The following is a 14,306-nucleotide window of genomic DNA, read 5'->3' as shown; positions in this document are numbered from 1 at the left end:
GTCGGGAGATCCCCCAGTACCCCTCCTGGCCGGAGGCGAACCGCCACAGGATCGTCGGCAGCAGGACGAGGCTGAGCGAGGAACGGAGGAACAGGGCACCACCGGCGAGCAGGAGCAGCAGCAGCGTCTCGTGTTTCGCGGTCCCGGAGACGAGGTCGACGACGGCGCCGGCGGGGTCCGCGATCATGCCACCCACGTCGATGCGGTCCGAGTAGTCGTACTGGCCGGAGGTGTTGAGTGCCGGGAGGATCACGCGTACCGAGACGATGAGCCACAGGGCGCCCCACAGGGAGAGCCACAGTCCGGCGATGGTGCGGAGGCGCCATGCGAGGACCAGTCCCAGGGCGATGACGGTGAGCCCCAGATCCTCCTTGACGAAGACGAGGAGCCCGCCCCACACCACGGCGGGCAGCACGCGGCGCAGCAGCACCGCCTCGAGGCTGAGCGCGAGGAGGGGGACGGCGAACGCGATCTCGTGGAACTGCGCCGCCACCGCGGACTGCAGGCCCCAGGACAGGGCGTAGGCGATCCCCACCCCGATCCCCGCGGCGCGCCCGAGCAGCGTCATCCCCGTCCGCGCCACCACCGCCACGGACAGGCCGAACAGCAGGCCCTGCACGACCAGGAGGGTGAGGCCCGACGGCGCGAGGGCGTAGGCCGGTCCGAGCAGTACGAGCAGCGGATGGAAATGGTCGCCCAGCAGGTTGAAGTCCTCGCCCTTGATCGGGACGATCGGGGCGCCGGGCGCTGCGTAGGCCTTCGCGAGCTGCGTGAAGATCCCGAGGTCCCAGGACGGTGAGTCCAGCCGGTACCACTGCGTGACGGAGAAGAGGGTGTAGAGGAGGGTGGCCGCGAGGCCGGTCGCCCACGCCCCGGCGGGCCGGCTCCGGAGTGCCGCGACGAGGTTCTTGCGCCGGGCACCCGGGCGGTCCCCGGCACGGGGAGGCATGTCCCTCGCGGTGGACGCCGTCGTGTCCGTGCCGTCCCTGTTCATGTGCGGCGTCCGAAGAGGGGGAGCCAGGCACCGAGGTCGGCGCGCTGGCCCGACGCCGCGACCTTGCCCGCGGCGACGGCCTCCGGCCAGGTCGTCGTTCCCGTGACGAGGGCGAGCCAGGTGGCGGCGTCCGTCTCGACGACGTTGGGCGGGGTGCCGCGGGTGTGGCGCGGCCCTTCGACGCACTGCGTGACGCCGAAGGGCGGCACACGGACCTCGACGCTGTTGCCGGGCGCCAGTCCGGCGAGCTCCTCCAGCGTGAACCGTACGGCGGTCGCGAGCTCGGGTCGGCCGGCCGAGCCCTCGGCCACGCGTGTGAGGGCCCGGTGGCCGTCCTCTGCGGAGATGCGTCGTCGCGCCATGGTCTGGCCCTAGTCGAGCAGGGCCAGGACCGGGGCGGCGAGCCGCAGGCTGCCGACCGGACGTCCGCCGCCGAGGACCGGTGGGACGACCTTCTCGAGGACCGCGCCGACCTTCTCGGCGTCGATCGCCCCCGATGCGGCGAACAGCGTCAGGCCGACGAGGGTCGCCGCACGGGCATTGCCGTCGAGGACCTTCAGGGCCAGGGATGCACCGTTCCGCGCGCCGAGGACGAGGACACCCTCGGCCCCGCTCTTGGCGAGGACGCCGAGGTCCTCCATGACCACCGAGTTCTCCATGCCGTTGCCGTGCACGGCCCACGGGTAGTCGAGCATCGCCGTGGCGATCGTCGCCGCACGCGCGTCGGCGTGCTTGTCCGACGGCGCCTTCGCGATCCTGCCGATGCCGCGGGCGAGCCCCTTCAGCGACACCGCGGCGACGGGGGCGCCGCAGCCGTCGATGCCCCATGCCGCCACGGACTCCTCGGTGTACTCCTCGATGACCGACGCCACGGAGCGCTGGAGCGGGTGCGTGGGCTCGAGGTAGGTGGCCGTGTCCCAGCCGTTCTCGGTGCAGGCCCACAGGAAGGCGGCGTGCTTCCCCGAGCAGTTGAAGGCGATGCGCTGCTTGCCCTTGCCGCTGCGCACGAGGTCGTTGCGGGCCTCCTCGTCCTGCGGCCAGTCCTCGGGGCACTGGAGGTCGTCCTCGGTGACGCCCGCGGCGTCGAGCATGGTGCGCACCACCTCCATGTGCTCGTTGCTCGCGACGTGGCTCGCGGCGGCGAGGGCCACCTGGGGGCCGCGCAGCGGTACGCCCGCCTTCATGCTGGCGAGCGCCTGGAACGGCTTGAGCGTCGAGCGGGGGAAGACCGGGCTGTCGATGTCGCCGAGTCCGGTGACCACGGAACCGTCCGCCGCGAGGACGACGGCTGCACCGACGTGGCGGGATTCGATGAAGCCGTTGCGTTCGAGGACGGCGAAGTCGACGGCGTCAGCCGTGGTGAAGGTGGAGGGCATGGTCCCAGTATTCCCCATCAGGGGCCGTCGTCCCGGTACGACTGCGCCCACCGCAGGGGACGGTCATCCGGTGGGTGCGGGCCCCGGAGCCTTCCGTGCATCGGAGGCCTACTTGACCGTGAACTGCACCGACTGCCAGCCCGAGGCGCCGTTCGGCACGGTGTCCGCGCGCTGGTCGGTCTGGAGGCCGTCGGCGGCGTCGGTGGCCCGAGCCCGTACGGTGTGGAGTCCGGGCTCGAGATCAACGCCGTACGACCATTGCCGCCACGTGTCCACGGATGCCTCGGCCGCGAGATCCACGGCTTCCCAGTCGCCGCCGTCCACGGAGACCTCCACCGCGGTGATCCCCCGCTGCTGCGACCAGGCCACACCGCCGATCATGACCGTGCCGGCATCCACCGATGCGAAGGACTGCGGCACCTCCACGCGGGCCATCGTCTTGATGGGGCCTTCCTCGGACCAGCCGCGGTCCGTCCAGTAGGCGGTCCTGTCGGCGAAGCGGGTGACCTCCAGGTCCACCACCCACTTGGTGGCGGACACGTAGCCGTAGAGCCCGGGGACCACCATGCGGACGGGGAATCCGTGCTCCACCGGCAGCGGCTCACCGTTCATGGCGACGGCGAGGATGGCGTCGCGGTCGTCCTGCAGGACGGGCAGGGGGGTGGAGGCACTGAAGCCGTCCGAACTGGTGGACAGGACCATGTCGGCGCCGTCGAGCGGCCTGGCACGCGCCAGTACCTCCCGCAGGGGGTAGCCCAGCCACTTCGCGGTGCCGGCGAGGTAGCCGCCCACGGGATTGGACACGCAGGTCAGGGTGATGTGGCGTTCGATCAGGTCCGCGTCGAGGAGATCCTGGAAGGACAGCTCGAACTCCTCCTCGACCATGCCGTGCACGCGGAGCACCCAGTCGTCCGTGGTGAGCTGCGGGACGCTGAGCGCGGTGTCGATGCGGTAGAAGTCTCCGTTCGGGGTGACGAACGGTGTCACGCCCGGGACGGGGGACTGCACGCCGGCGGGGAGGGCCGGCGCGGGGCTCGCGGGCGCGGGGAACTGCAGGCTGTCGCGGAGGGCGGCGATGTTGTTGCGCGCTCCGGACAGCAGCCGCCCACCGCCGGCGGCGGCGGCAGCGACCACGGCGGTGGCCCCGGCGGCGGCGAAGAAGCCGCGGCGGGAGGTGGTACCGCCGGGCTTCGCGGCCGTGGCTGCCGACCGGCTGCCGGACGGGTGGACGACGCCGTCCGTCGTGTCGGTGGGGGATCCGGTTCCCGTGATCCCCGCAGGAGCGGGTGTCCCGGAATCGGCGGCGGGGACGACGGCGGCGTGGCGGAGACGGGCGATGAGCAGGCGCAGGGCGAGCAGCCCCGCGACGGTGCCGACCACCGAGGGGACGGCGTCGGGAAGGGAGGCACCGGCACGTGTGAGGACGCACGCCACGATGATCGCGCCCATGAGGATCACCCCGGCGGCACCGAGTGCCCAGCGCCGGTAGGCGACCACGCCGAGGACGGCTGCCAGGATCGCGATGGTGACAGCCATGCCCACGAGCAGCGCCAGCTTGTCATGGGTGCCGAAGGTGGCGATCGCGAAGTCCTTCAGCCACGGCGGGGTGAAGTCGATGAAGGTGGAGCCCATCGCGATGACGGGGGTGGCACTGGCCCGGAAGAAGGCGCCGGCGAGTTCGGCGACACCAAGCACCACGCCGGCGGCGACGATCCCGGCGAGGGCGGCGAGGAGGGCGATGCCGCGGCGGGGCCCGGTCGAGTTACTCATGCGAAGTATTCGGAGAAGGCCGCGAAGGGTATGGGTAGGGCCCCGCGTAACAGGGCCCGCACGCTGGGAGGGCGCGGGCCCCTCCAGTACGCTGTCCTACTGTGAAGGTACTTGTGCTGGGCCCCGGAGGCCGCGAACATGCCATCGTCCGGGCCTTGCTGGCCGACCCGTTCGTCGGCGAGGTGCATGCGGCCCCCGGCAACGCCGGTATCGCGGCGGACGTGCCGACCCACGACATCGACGCGAACGATCCCGCCGTCGTGACGGACCTTGCCCGACGGCTCGGTTCGGACCTCGTGGTGATCGGCCCCGAGGCCCCGCTCGCCGCCGGCGTCGCCGACGCCCTGCTCGACGCCGGGATCCCCGTCTTCGGGCCCACGAAGGCTGCTGCCCAGCTCGAGGCGTCCAAGGCGTTCGCCAAGCAGGTCATGGCGTCCGCAGGGGTTCCGACGGCGATGGCACGGGTCGCCGCCACGGACGAGGAGGCGAACGAGGCGCTCTGCACCTTCGGGGCTCCCTATGTGGTGAAGGACGACGGACTCGCCGCGGGCAAGGGCGTCGTCGTCACGGACGACCTCGACGAGGCCCGCGCCCACGCCTCGGCGTGCTTCCGGGCCGGCGGCACCGTGGTCGTCGAGGAGTACCTCGACGGGCCCGAGGTCTCCCTGTTCGTCCTGTCCGACGGGCGCACCGTGGTCCCGCTCGCACCGGCGCAGGACTTCAAGCGCATCGCCGACGGCGACCGGGGTCCGAACACCGGTGGCATGGGCGCCTACTCGCCGCTCGAATGGGTTCCCGCCGGCCTCGTGGACGAGGTCGTGTCCCGCGTGGCGCAACCCGTGATCGACGAGATGGCACACCGCGGCACGCCCTTCGCGGGCGTCCTCTACGTCGGCCTCGCCCTCACCTCGCGCGGCATGCGCGTCATCGAGTTCAACGCACGGTTCGGCGACCCCGAGACGCAGGCGGTGCTCGCCCGGCTGTCCACACCGCTCGGGGGGGTGCTGCTCGCTGCCGCGAAGGGAACCCTCGACCAGGTGGACCAGCTCAAGTGGTCGCCCAGGACCGCCGTCGCAGTCGTGCTCGCGTCCGAGAACTACCCCGATGCTCCCGCGACCGGTCGCCGTGTCCGCGGCCTCAGGAAGGCCGCGAAGGTCGACGGAGCGCACGTGCTGCATGCCGGCACGGCGCTCCGCGACGGCAAGGTGGTCAGCGCCGGCGGCCGCGTGCTCGCCGTCGTCGGGCTCGGGGACTCGCTGGCGGACGCGCGGACCACCGCCTACGACAGCCTCTCGCTGATCGAACTCGAGGGCGGCCAGTTCCGCACGGACATCGCGCTCAGGGCCTCCCGCTCCGAAGTCACCGTCACGGGACCCGCGGCGGCACCGGCATGAGCACCTTCGCCCCGGCACACGTCGAGCTCCCGGGCTGGCGGCACGTCTACTCCGGCAAGGTCCGGGACCTCTACGAGCCGGAGGACGGACGCGACGACGTGGTCCTCGTGGTCGCGAGCGACCGCATCAGCGCCTACGACCACGTCCTGTCCTCCGAGATCCCGGACAAGGGACGCGTCCTGACGCAGCTCAGCCTGTGGTGGTTCGAACGCCTCGCCGGGATCCCCAACCACGTGCTCGCCTCCGACGGGGCAGGCGGCGTCCCCGCGGCCGTCGAGGGGCGTGCCATGATCTGCCGGAAACTCGCCATGTACCCGATCGAGTGCATCGCACGCGGCTACCTGACCGGGAGCGGACTGCTCGAGTACCGGGAGTCACGGACCGTCTGCTCCCTGCCGCTGCCCGCCGGGCTCGTGGACGGATCACGCCTCGAACCGGCGCTCTTCACGCCGTCCGCCAAGGCCGAGGTGGGCGAGCACGACGAGAACATCACCTACGACGCCGTGGTCATGACCGTGGGCGACGACGCCGCCGCGGAACTGCGGTCGCTCACGCTCGACATCTACACCCGCGCGGAGGCGATCGCCCGGGAGCGCGGGATCATCCTCGCGGACACCAAGGTGGAGTTCGGCCTCGATCCGGCGACGGGCCGCATCACGCTGGGCGACGAGGTGCTGACGCCCGACTCCTCGCGGTTCTGGGACGCCGCCCTCTACGCGCCGGGGCAGGCGCAGCCGTCCTTCGACAAGCAGTTCGTGCGCGACTGGCTGACCTCGGACGCCTCGGGCTGGGACCGGCGGTCCACACCACCGGCCCTGCCCGACGACGTCGTCGAGCGCACGCGCACCCGGTACATCGAGGCCTACGAACGCCTGACCGGCCGCACCTTCGCCTGACGCGTCCGCTCCGCCCGGGGCTCAGCGCCGCGCCGGACGGCTCCCCGTCGGCGCCTCGCGCGCAGGGGCGGGACGGACCGGCGTCGTCGGCGACCGCGTGTCCCCGGGCACCGGGGACGTATCGGGCGGCGTCGTCGCCGACCGCGTGTCCCCGGGTGCCGTCGCATTCGTCGGGGCCACGGCGAGGACGAGCAGCGCTGCGCCGATGATGCCCAGGCCCGTCCAGCCCAGGGCCGGGAGGCGTTCCCCGACGACGACCACGGCGAGGATCGCGGCGACCGCGGGTTCCGTGAGGGTGACCGTGGTCGCGGTGCTCGCCGAGACCCGTGCGAGGCCGAAGCCGAACAGCAGGTAGCCGAGGAACATGGGCACGAGCGCCATGTAGGCGGCGACCAGGAACGCTTCGCGGGTGGCGACGAGCGGGGCTCCCGTGATGAGGAGGACCGGCATCAGGAGCAGACCGCCGCCGCCGAACACCGAACCCATCGAGGCTGCCCGGCTGATCCGCCGGGCCATGAGGCGGTGGACGGCCCACGAGTACGTGGCATAGGTGGCCCCTGCCACCAGGCCGAGGCCCGTGCCGAGGATGGTCGATGAAGCGTCGGCGGCGGGGCCCTGCACCTTCGACAGACACAGCAGGACGCTGCCCAGCACGCCGAGACCGGCGGCGAGCATCCACCACCTGCTCAACGGGTGGCGGTCGATGAGCCGTTCGAGGACTCCCGAGGCCAGGGGCGCCGAGGCGAGGGACACCACGGAGCCGACCGCGACGCCGGCATGGTGCATGGAGCTGTAGAACGCGAGGGGATAGATCCCGACGGCGACGGCGCCGAGGAGGACGGCGGGCAGGTTCGTCCGCAGCGCGGCGCGGGCCGCCGCCAGCGCCGGGACGGCGATCAGGGCCTGCAGCAGTCCGCCGATGCCCAGGGCCGCTGCGCCGATCGCCAACGGGCCGGCCGAGGGGGCGAAGGTCGCTGCGGTTCCCGTGGTCCCCCACAGCAGGGAGGTGGCGGTGATCGCACCGAGGCCGACGATCCGGTCCCGGTTCACAGGGCGTCCCCCTCCTGGACGGTGCTACCGGCCGGCGATGCCGCGGCCGCGTACTCCGGGTGTGCCTCGTGCACGCCACTTCCCTTCGAACGGCGGTGCGACGTGCACCGCGGTGACGGGCTCCGGCGGCTCCGCACTGGTAGACCAGAGTACCGGGAGACAGGCCGGCCGGTCCTTCACCGGGCGATCCGGGGACGATGGTGGCAACCGGAGCGTTATGGTTACGGCCCGGTCAGTTCAGGCCGGCACCGGGCCCCGGCCGCAGTTCACGATGATCGACGATCCCTTCCGACACAGCGCTGTGCGGAACCCGTGGAGGGCCGCTCCAGCGCCGAACCAACGAGGAGCACAGAGTGAGAACCACCACCAGGACCACATCCCATCCGTCGGCCTCCCGGCGGGGCACCGTACGCGCCGCCGCCGCCGTCCTCGCCATCGGCGCTCTCCTGCTGCCGGCCGCGGGGGCCGTCGCTGCCCCGCCGTCGCCCGGACCGTCGTCGCAGAGCGCGTCGCACAGGCAGCAGGGCCTCAGCATCCCGTTGCCCGGCGCGTCGTCGGCCGAGGGGATCGCGGCGGGCAGGGGATCCACGTTCTACGCAGGCGACCTCGGCCTCGGGGACATCTTCCGCGGCGACATTCGCCGGGGAACGGCGGAACTGTTCATCGACGCGCCGGAGGGCAGGGCGGCCGTCGGCCTGAAGGCGGATGTGAGGAACGACCTGCTGTTCGTCGCGGGTGGCGGAACCGGCCATGCGTACGTCTACGACACGCGGACCGGAGCCACGGTGGCCGACATCGAGCTGACCACGGGCAGCGCGTTCATCAACGACGTCACACTCACGAAGGACGGCGCCTACTTCACGAACTCGCGCAGCGCCGAACTCTACTTCCTCCCGGTCGGGAAGAAGGGAACGCTCGGAGAGCCGCGCACACTGCAGCTCAGCGGGCCGGCAGCGGAGGTCGCACCGGCACCGGCCTTCAACCTCAACGGCATCACCTCCGTGGACCGCGGCAGGACGCTGATCGTGGCGCACTCGGCCAACCAGGCGATCTACACCGTGGACCCGGAGACCGGGGCCAGCGCCGTCATCACGACAGCACCGCTGCCGAACGTCGACGGCATCCTCGCGAAGGGCGACACCGTCTACGCCGTCCAGAACCGGATCAACCAGGTCAGCAGGATCGACCTGGCGAAGGACCTCTCCGCCGGCGAGGTCGAGGACGTCATCACGAGTCCGCTGTTCGACGTCCCCACCACGGTGGCGCTCTTCGGCAGCACCCTGGCGCTCGCCAACGCGAAGTTCGGGGCAGTGGATCCCGACGGGTACGAGGTCGTGACGGTCGACGCACGCTGAACCGGGACCACGACGAGAAGGGCCCGCCGGCTTCCGCCGACGGGCCCTTCTCGTGGTGACTACGGTCGGGGTGACAGGATTTGAACCTGCGACCTCGTCGTCCCGAACGACGCGCGCTACCAAGCTGCGCCACACCCCGGTGTCGCGGACGGAAGGCGGGAACCTCCCGAACAGCAACTGTCCAAGAATAGCCGAGGATGCGCGGCGAGGAAAACCGGGACCGCAGCCGCGGCCGGCTCCTCAGACGAGCGAGTCCTTCCAGGCCGCGTGCAGGGTCGCGAACCGGCCCGTACCGCCGATGAGTTCCGCGGGAGTCCCGTCCTCCACGACACTGCCGTCATGCACCACGAGCACGCGGTCGGCGATCGCCACGGTGGACAGGCGATGCGCGATGATCAGCGCCGTCCGGTTGCCGAGGAGCTTCTGCAGGCCCTCCTGCACGAGGCGCTCGCTCGGTATGTCCAGGGAGGACGTCGCCTCGTCGAGGATGAGGACCGCGGGATCCGCGAGGAACGCCCGGGCGAAGCTGATGAGCTGGCGCTGGCCCGCGGACACGCGGCCGCCGCGCTTGTTGACATCGGTGTCGAAGCCCTCGGGGAGTTCGAGGATGAAGTCCTCCGCGCCCACGGCCCGGGCCGCCGCGACGATCTCCTCCCGCGTGGCCTCGGGCTTGCCGAGGGCGATGTTGTCCGCCACCGAGCCGCTGAAGAGGAACGCCTCCTGCGTCACCATGACGACGGCGCGCCGCAGGTCCTTCGGCGCGAGGTCCCGCAGGTCCACACCGTCGAGCGTGAGTTCGCCCTCGGACACGTCGTAGAAGCGGGCGATGAGCTTCGCCAGTGTGGACTTGCCCGCACCCGTCTGTCCGACGAGCGCGACCGTCTGTCCGGCGCGGATGGACAGGTCCATGGTGGGCAGCACCACGGGTCCGGTCCCGTACCGGAACGCGACCTTCCGGAAGTCGATCGCACCGCGCGGATGCGGGAGCGCCACCGGGTTCTTCGGCGGGCGGACGGTCGGTACCTCCTCGAGCAGGCCGGAGACCTTCTCGAGCGCCGCGGCGGCCGACTGGAAGGAGTTGTAGAACATGGCCATCTGGTCCACCGGCTGGAAGAACCGCTTGCTGTAGAGCAGCAGGGCGAGCAGGGCGCCCACCTCGAGGGTGCCGCCGAGGACCCGGAAACCGCCGAACACCAGCACGACGGCGACCGTCACGTTGCCGATCAGCACGAGTCCGGGCTGGAAGACGCCGTTGAGGTTGATGGACCGGACGGTGACCCTGCGGTAGTCCTCGGCCAGTTCGTCGTAGCGCCTCCCGTTGACCGCTTCGCGGCGGAAGGCCTTGACGGCGCGGATGCCGGTCATGGTCTCGATGAAGTGGACGATCAGCTTCGCCGAGACCACGCGGGACTCCCGGTACGCGATCTGGGAGTGTTTCTGGTACCAGCGGGCCAGGAGGAACATGGGGACGGCGGCCGCCAGGATCAGGAGGCCCGTCCGCCAGTCGAGGGCGAAGATGGTGGCCGCGGTGAACAGCATGAAGATGGCGCCCGAGGCGAGGGAGCTGACGCCCGAGTCGAGCAGTTCGCGCAGCGCCTCGAGATCGGAGGTCTGCCGCGAGATGATGCGTCCCGACGTGTACTTCTCATGGAACTCGAGGCTCAGTCGCTGGGTGTGGCGGAACACGCGCACTCGGAGGTCCAGCAGCATGGCCTGGCTGAGCTGTGCGGTGGCCCGGACGTAGCCGGCCGTGAGGACGGAGGCGAGGACGGCGGCCAGCAGGTAGGTGCCGCCGGCGACCCAGAGCAGGAGCGGGTCGCCGTCGATCAGGGCCGGCAGCGCCCGGTCGATGCCGAAGGCGATGAAGGCCGGGCCGGCCACCCGGGCGGCCTGCGAGATGACCACGAGCAGCACGGTCCAGACGAACTGGCGTCGGTTCGGCCGGATCAGGGACCCGAGCAGCCGGAAGGACCTCGAGCGGACCGATCTGCTCTGCGCGCGGTCGAGGAGGACGTCGTCCTCGTTGAGGACTCCGGCGGAGGTGGCGCCCTTCCCGTTCCTGGGCGGATCGCCCCCGGGGGTCGTCGTGGTGCGGCTCATGCCAGTGCCTCCTCGTCGTCGTGGTCGGACAGGACCGACCGTCCGAGCTGTGCGATCTCCTCGTCGTCGAGGCTTGCGATGACGTAGCGGTAGTGGTCGCTGCGCGCGAGGAGCTCCGAGTGGGTGCCGACGTCGGTGATGCGCCCGTCCTGCAGCAGGGCCACGCGGTCCGCCAGCGCGACCGTCGACGGCCGGTGCGCCACGATGAGCGTCGTGGTGGAGCCGAGGACGGCGCGCAGCCCCTCCTCGACGCGTTCCTCCGTGGCGACGTCGAGCGCCGAGAGCGGATCGTCGAGCACCAGCACGGTGGGCCGGGCCGCGATGGCCCGGGCGAGGGCGATCCGCTGGCGCTGGCCGCCGGACAGGCTGAGGCCCTCCTCGCCGATGAGGGTGTCGAGCCCCTCGGGCAGGTCGTAGGCGAACTGCGCCTGGGCGACCTCGAGTGCCTCGGCGAGCACGCTGTCCGCCTCCGGGCCCTCGGTGTCGGAGCCCATCAGGACGTTGTCGCGGACGGAGTTCGAGAAGAGCGTCGTGTCTTCGAAGGCGACCGCCACGAGGGTACGCAGCTCGGCGAGGGCGAGCTCGCGGAGGTCGACACCGTCGATGCTGATACTGCCGCCCGTGACGTCGTAGAGCCGGGGGACGAGCTGGAGGAGGGTGCTCTTCCCGCAGCCCGTGACGCCGACCAGTGCCATCGTCTCCCCGGCCCGCAGCGTCAGGTCGATGCCGTCCAGGACATCACCGGTGCCGTCCTGCGCGTCGGGGTAGCGGAAGTGGACGGCGTCGAACACCACGTCCCCCCGCGGCGCCTCGAGGTGTACCGGCTCGGCGGGATCGGTGATGGTGTTCTCGGACTCCATGACCTCGTAGTGCCGGTCGATCGCCGTCTTGGCCGTGAAGGTCATGGCGAGCAGCGGACCGATGAACTCGACGGGTCCGGCCACGGCGGCCGCCGTCGCGAAGAAGGCGACGAGCGCGCCGATGGACACGTCGCCGCTCGCGGCCAGCGTCACGCCCACCACCAGGGAGGCGCCGAGGGCGAGCTCGGGCAGCAGGGTGACCACCATGGAGAAGTTCGCGAGCGATCTCGCCTTGAAGATCTCCGTGCGGCGCAGCTCCTCGGCCTGCTCCTCGAAGTCCTCCAGCGCTTCACGACTGCGCCCGAAGGCCTTGAGGACGCGGATGCCGTGGACGGATTCCTCGACCGTCGTGGCGAGGTCCCCGGCCTGGTCCTGGCTCTTGCGGGAGACGCGGCTGTAGGAGGTGCGGAAGCGGTAGCCGTACACCATGAGCGGCACGGCGGCTGCGACGAAGATCAGTGCCAGGGCCCAGCTGGTCAGGAACATGACGACCACGCCCATGACCACGGTCAGGGAGGTGACCACCAGCATGATGAGGCCGAAGGCCATCCACCGACGCATCAGGTTGAGGTCGCTCATCGCGCGGGAGAGCAGCTGCCCGCTGCCCCACCGGTCGTGGAACTCGATCGTCAGGTCCTGCAGGTGGCGGTAGAAGGACGTCCGCATGTTCGTCTCGACCGTCGTCGCCGGGGCGATGACGAACTGCCGGCGCAACGCGACGAACGTGGCTTCGAGGACGCCGAGGAGCAGGACGACGCCGGAGGCGATCCAGACGGTCCGGGCCGATCCTCCCTCCGCCAGCGCGTCATTGATGAGGACGCGCAGCACCTGGGGGATGGCGAGCGCCATGACGCTCGCCCCGAGGGCGCAGAGCAGGCCGAGGAGCAGCCGGGGGATGATGGGCCGGACGTGCGGATAGAGCCGTCCGAGCGATTCCCACAGTGTGTTCTGGTTCGTCATGCCAACTCTTCGGTGATCGGTGCTTGTTGGTGTCCTTCAGCAACCATCCTAGGCCAGGAGGGCTGTAACCCAGCTCACACGTCGGGAAGAAGCCGGCAGGATGCCGGGGCTAGCGGGCCGTCCGGGGAGTCAGCGTCAGCAGCACGGCTTCCGGCTTGCAGGCGAAGCGGACCGGAGCGAAGCGTGAGGTCCCGATGCCGGCCGACACGTTCAGTGGCACGGTGCGGCCGTCGGAGTCCCACTGGGTGAGACCGCGGGCACGCCAGGTGGGCAGATCACAGTTGCTGACGAGCGCCCCGTAGCCCGGGATGCACACCTGCCCGCCGTGCGTGTGGCCGGCCAGCATGAGATCGGCGCCGCCGGCGGTGAAGTAGTCCAGGACGCGCTGGTAGGGCGAGTGAGCGACGGCCACCCGGATGTGGGGAGCGTCCGCCGAGGTGCTGCTGCCCGGGGGGTAGGGCGCGTACCTGTCCCGGTCGAGGTGTGGATCGTCGACCCCCGTGAAGTCGATCCGCAGGTTCCCGAAGCCGACGGACTGGGACCTGTTGGTGAGGTCCACCCAGCCGGCTGCACCGAAGGCGCTGAACATGTCGGCCCAGGGCAGATCCTGCGCCTTCGACTTCTTCGGAGGGATCGACGGTCCCGCGAAGTACCGCAGCGGGTTCTTGAAGACCGGCGCGTAGTAGTCGTTGGATCCGGGTACGAACACGCCCGGGACCTTCAGGAGGGGCTCGAGCGCCTCGAGCAGTGGGCCGACGGCCTTCTTGGAACTGAGGTTGTCGCCCGTGTTGACCACGAGATCGGGATTCAGGCTGGCGAGGCTGTGCAGCCAGTCGGCCTTCGACTTCTGGCCGGGCACCATGTGGATGTCCGAGAGATGGAGGACCCGCAGGGGAGCGGCGCCCGGCGGCAGGATGGGTACCGTCTCCTCCCGGAGCTGGTACAGCGTGCGCTCGACAGCCGAGGCGTAGGCGAGGGTTGCGGCCGCGGCGGTCAGGGTGAGGCCTGCCATCCAGCCGAGCGGTGCCCCGCTCCGGGTTGTCTGAGTCGATTCCACGCTAGCCGTTGCCTCCGTTGCCGCTGTTGCCCGCTTGTCCTCCAGTGGTACCACCGGTGGTACCGCCAGTGCCAGTGCCACCGCTGTTGGTGCCGTTGTTGTTGCCCGAATTCCGGCCGGGGTTCGTCGAGCGCTGGCCACTGATCATCCCGGCGGGCGGGTTGGCGAACGGCGCCCCCACGTACAGGCCGGGGATCTGCTGCATGAAACGCGCCCAGGACGGGGCCGCGATGAGCGAGCCGTCGATCTCCGGGTACACCTGCCCGCCGATCTCGAGTCCGCCGAGCGAACTGGTGTCTCCCTCGCCCTGCCAGTTGCCGACCCAGCTCGCGGTCACCATCCCGGAGTTGTAGCCCATGAACCAGGTCTGCGAACGCGCGTCGTTGGTGCCGGTCTTGCCCGCCATGGGGATGTCCCCGTACTCCAGGAGCTGCCCGGAGCCGTTGGTCATGACGCGCTGCGTCGCGTAGTTCACGCCACGCGCCACGTCCGCG

At 71.0% G+C, this 14,306-nt stretch carries 11 protein-coding genes, 1 tRNA gene and 1 pseudogene; 3 read left to right on the top strand and 10 right to left on the bottom strand.

What is annotated here, in order from left to right; genetic code table 11:
• The 4 genes from CVO76_RS10565 to CVO76_RS10550 all read right to left on the bottom strand — a co-directional run.
• A partial coding sequence (locus tag CVO76_RS10565; protein ID WP_208739203.1) for a DUF2079 domain-containing protein occupies positions 1–994 on the bottom strand: 994 nt, incomplete at its 3' end.
• Positions 991–1,356 (bottom strand): sterol carrier family protein, encoded by a 366-nt coding sequence (locus tag CVO76_RS10560; RefSeq protein ID WP_133081208.1) that lies wholly within the window; start codon positions 1,354–1,356, stop codon positions 991–993. The genes CVO76_RS10565 and CVO76_RS10560, both read right to left, overlap by 4 nt.
• 9 nt (positions 1,357–1,365) lie before the next feature.
• Positions 1,366–2,370, bottom strand: a complete 1,005-nt coding sequence (locus tag CVO76_RS10555; protein ID WP_208739202.1) for an asparaginase — start codon at positions 2,368–2,370, stop codon at positions 1,366–1,368.
• Between the two features lie 108 nt (positions 2,371–2,478).
• The gene (locus tag CVO76_RS10550; RefSeq protein ID WP_208739201.1) at positions 2,479–4,140 is read right to left on the bottom strand and encodes a molybdopterin-dependent oxidoreductase; all 1,662 of its coding nucleotides are present in this window, start codon (positions 4,138–4,140) and stop codon (positions 2,479–2,481) included.
• Positions 4,141–4,241: 101 nt separating this feature from the next.
• On the opposite strand from CVO76_RS10550, the gene purD reads away from it, so the two are divergent.
• A complete protein-coding gene (gene purD, locus CVO76_RS10545; protein ID WP_208739200.1) occupies positions 4,242–5,534 on the top strand; it encodes a phosphoribosylamine--glycine ligase in 1,293 nt (430 codons plus the stop codon).
• Complete coding sequence (locus tag CVO76_RS10540; protein ID WP_208739199.1) at positions 5,531–6,430, top strand: phosphoribosylaminoimidazolesuccinocarboxamide synthase; 900 nt, start codon at positions 5,531–5,533, stop codon at positions 6,428–6,430. The genes purD and CVO76_RS10540 overlap by 4 nt, the downstream gene beginning before the upstream one ends.
• A gap of 21 nt (positions 6,431–6,451) precedes the next feature.
• On the opposite strand, the gene CVO76_RS10535 is transcribed toward CVO76_RS10540, so the two are convergent.
• Positions 6,452–7,480 (bottom strand): DMT family transporter, encoded by a 1,029-nt coding sequence (locus CVO76_RS10535; protein ID WP_208739198.1) that lies wholly within the window; start codon positions 7,478–7,480, stop codon positions 6,452–6,454.
• 353 nt (positions 7,481–7,833) lie between these two features.
• Here CVO76_RS10535 and CVO76_RS10530 point away from each other — a divergent pair, with 353 nt between their 5' ends.
• Entirely contained in the window at positions 7,834–8,835 is a 1,002-nt protein-coding gene (locus CVO76_RS10530) for a hypothetical protein (protein ID WP_208739197.1), read from the top strand.
• Positions 8,836–8,900: 65 nt separating this feature from the next.
• On the opposite strand, the gene CVO76_RS10525 is transcribed toward CVO76_RS10530, so the two are convergent.
• The 5 genes and pseudogenes from CVO76_RS10525 to CVO76_RS10505 all read right to left on the bottom strand — a co-directional run.
• Positions 8,901–8,974, bottom strand: a tRNA-Pro gene (locus CVO76_RS10525).
• Positions 8,975–9,075: 101 nt separating this feature from the next.
• Positions 9,076–10,935: an ABC transporter ATP-binding protein gene (locus CVO76_RS10520; protein WP_208739196.1), complete on the bottom strand. Its 1,860-nt coding sequence runs from the start codon at positions 10,933–10,935 to the stop codon at positions 9,076–9,078.
• Positions 10,932–12,755, bottom strand: coding sequence for an ABC transporter ATP-binding protein (locus tag CVO76_RS10515; protein ID WP_133081200.1), 1,824 nt, complete (start codon positions 12,753–12,755; stop codon positions 10,932–10,934). Before CVO76_RS10515 ends, CVO76_RS10520 begins: the two co-directional genes overlap by 4 nt.
• 109 nt (positions 12,756–12,864) lie before the next feature.
• Positions 12,865–13,767, bottom strand: coding sequence for a metallophosphoesterase (locus CVO76_RS10510; RefSeq protein ID WP_208739195.1), 903 nt, complete (start codon positions 13,765–13,767; stop codon positions 12,865–12,867).
• Between the two features lie 46 nt (positions 13,768–13,813).
• Positions 13,814–14,306: pseudogene (locus tag CVO76_RS10505) on the bottom strand (hypothetical protein); the annotation flags it as partial.

It is taken from the genome of Arthrobacter agilis (assembly GCF_002953615.1).
GTDB classification, from domain to species: domain Bacteria; phylum Actinomycetota; class Actinomycetes; order Actinomycetales; family Micrococcaceae; genus Arthrobacter_D; species Arthrobacter_D agilis_B.
The sequence above is the reverse complement of the archived record's forward strand: the minus strand, read 5'-3'. Positions and strand labels throughout refer to the sequence as shown.

What these genes read in the sequence shown, in the direction of transcription:
- CVO76_RS10550 (WP_208739201.1), bottom strand. Translation starts at nt 4,140, where the DNA reads ATGAGTAACTCGACCGGGCCCCGCCGCGGCATCGCCCTCCTCGCCGCC.
- CVO76_RS10520 (WP_208739196.1), bottom strand. Translation starts at nt 10,935, where the DNA reads ATGAGCCGCACCACGACGACCCCCGGGGGCGATCCGCCCAGGAACGGG.
- CVO76_RS10540 (WP_208739199.1), top strand. Translation starts at nt 5,531, where the DNA reads ATGAGCACCTTCGCCCCGGCACACGTCGAGCTCCCGGGCTGGCGGCAC.
- CVO76_RS10515 (WP_133081200.1), bottom strand. Translation starts at nt 12,755, where the DNA reads ATGACGAACCAGAACACACTGTGGGAATCGCTCGGACGGCTCTATCCG.
- CVO76_RS10510 (WP_208739195.1), bottom strand. Translation starts at nt 13,767, where the DNA reads ATGGCAGGCCTCACCCTGACCGCCGCGGCCGCAACCCTCGCCTACGCC.
- CVO76_RS10555 (WP_208739202.1), bottom strand. Translation starts at nt 2,370, where the DNA reads ATGCCCTCCACCTTCACCACGGCTGACGCCGTCGACTTCGCCGTCCTC.
- CVO76_RS10560 (WP_133081208.1), bottom strand. Translation starts at nt 1,356, where the DNA reads ATGGCGCGACGACGCATCTCCGCAGAGGACGGCCACCGGGCCCTCACA.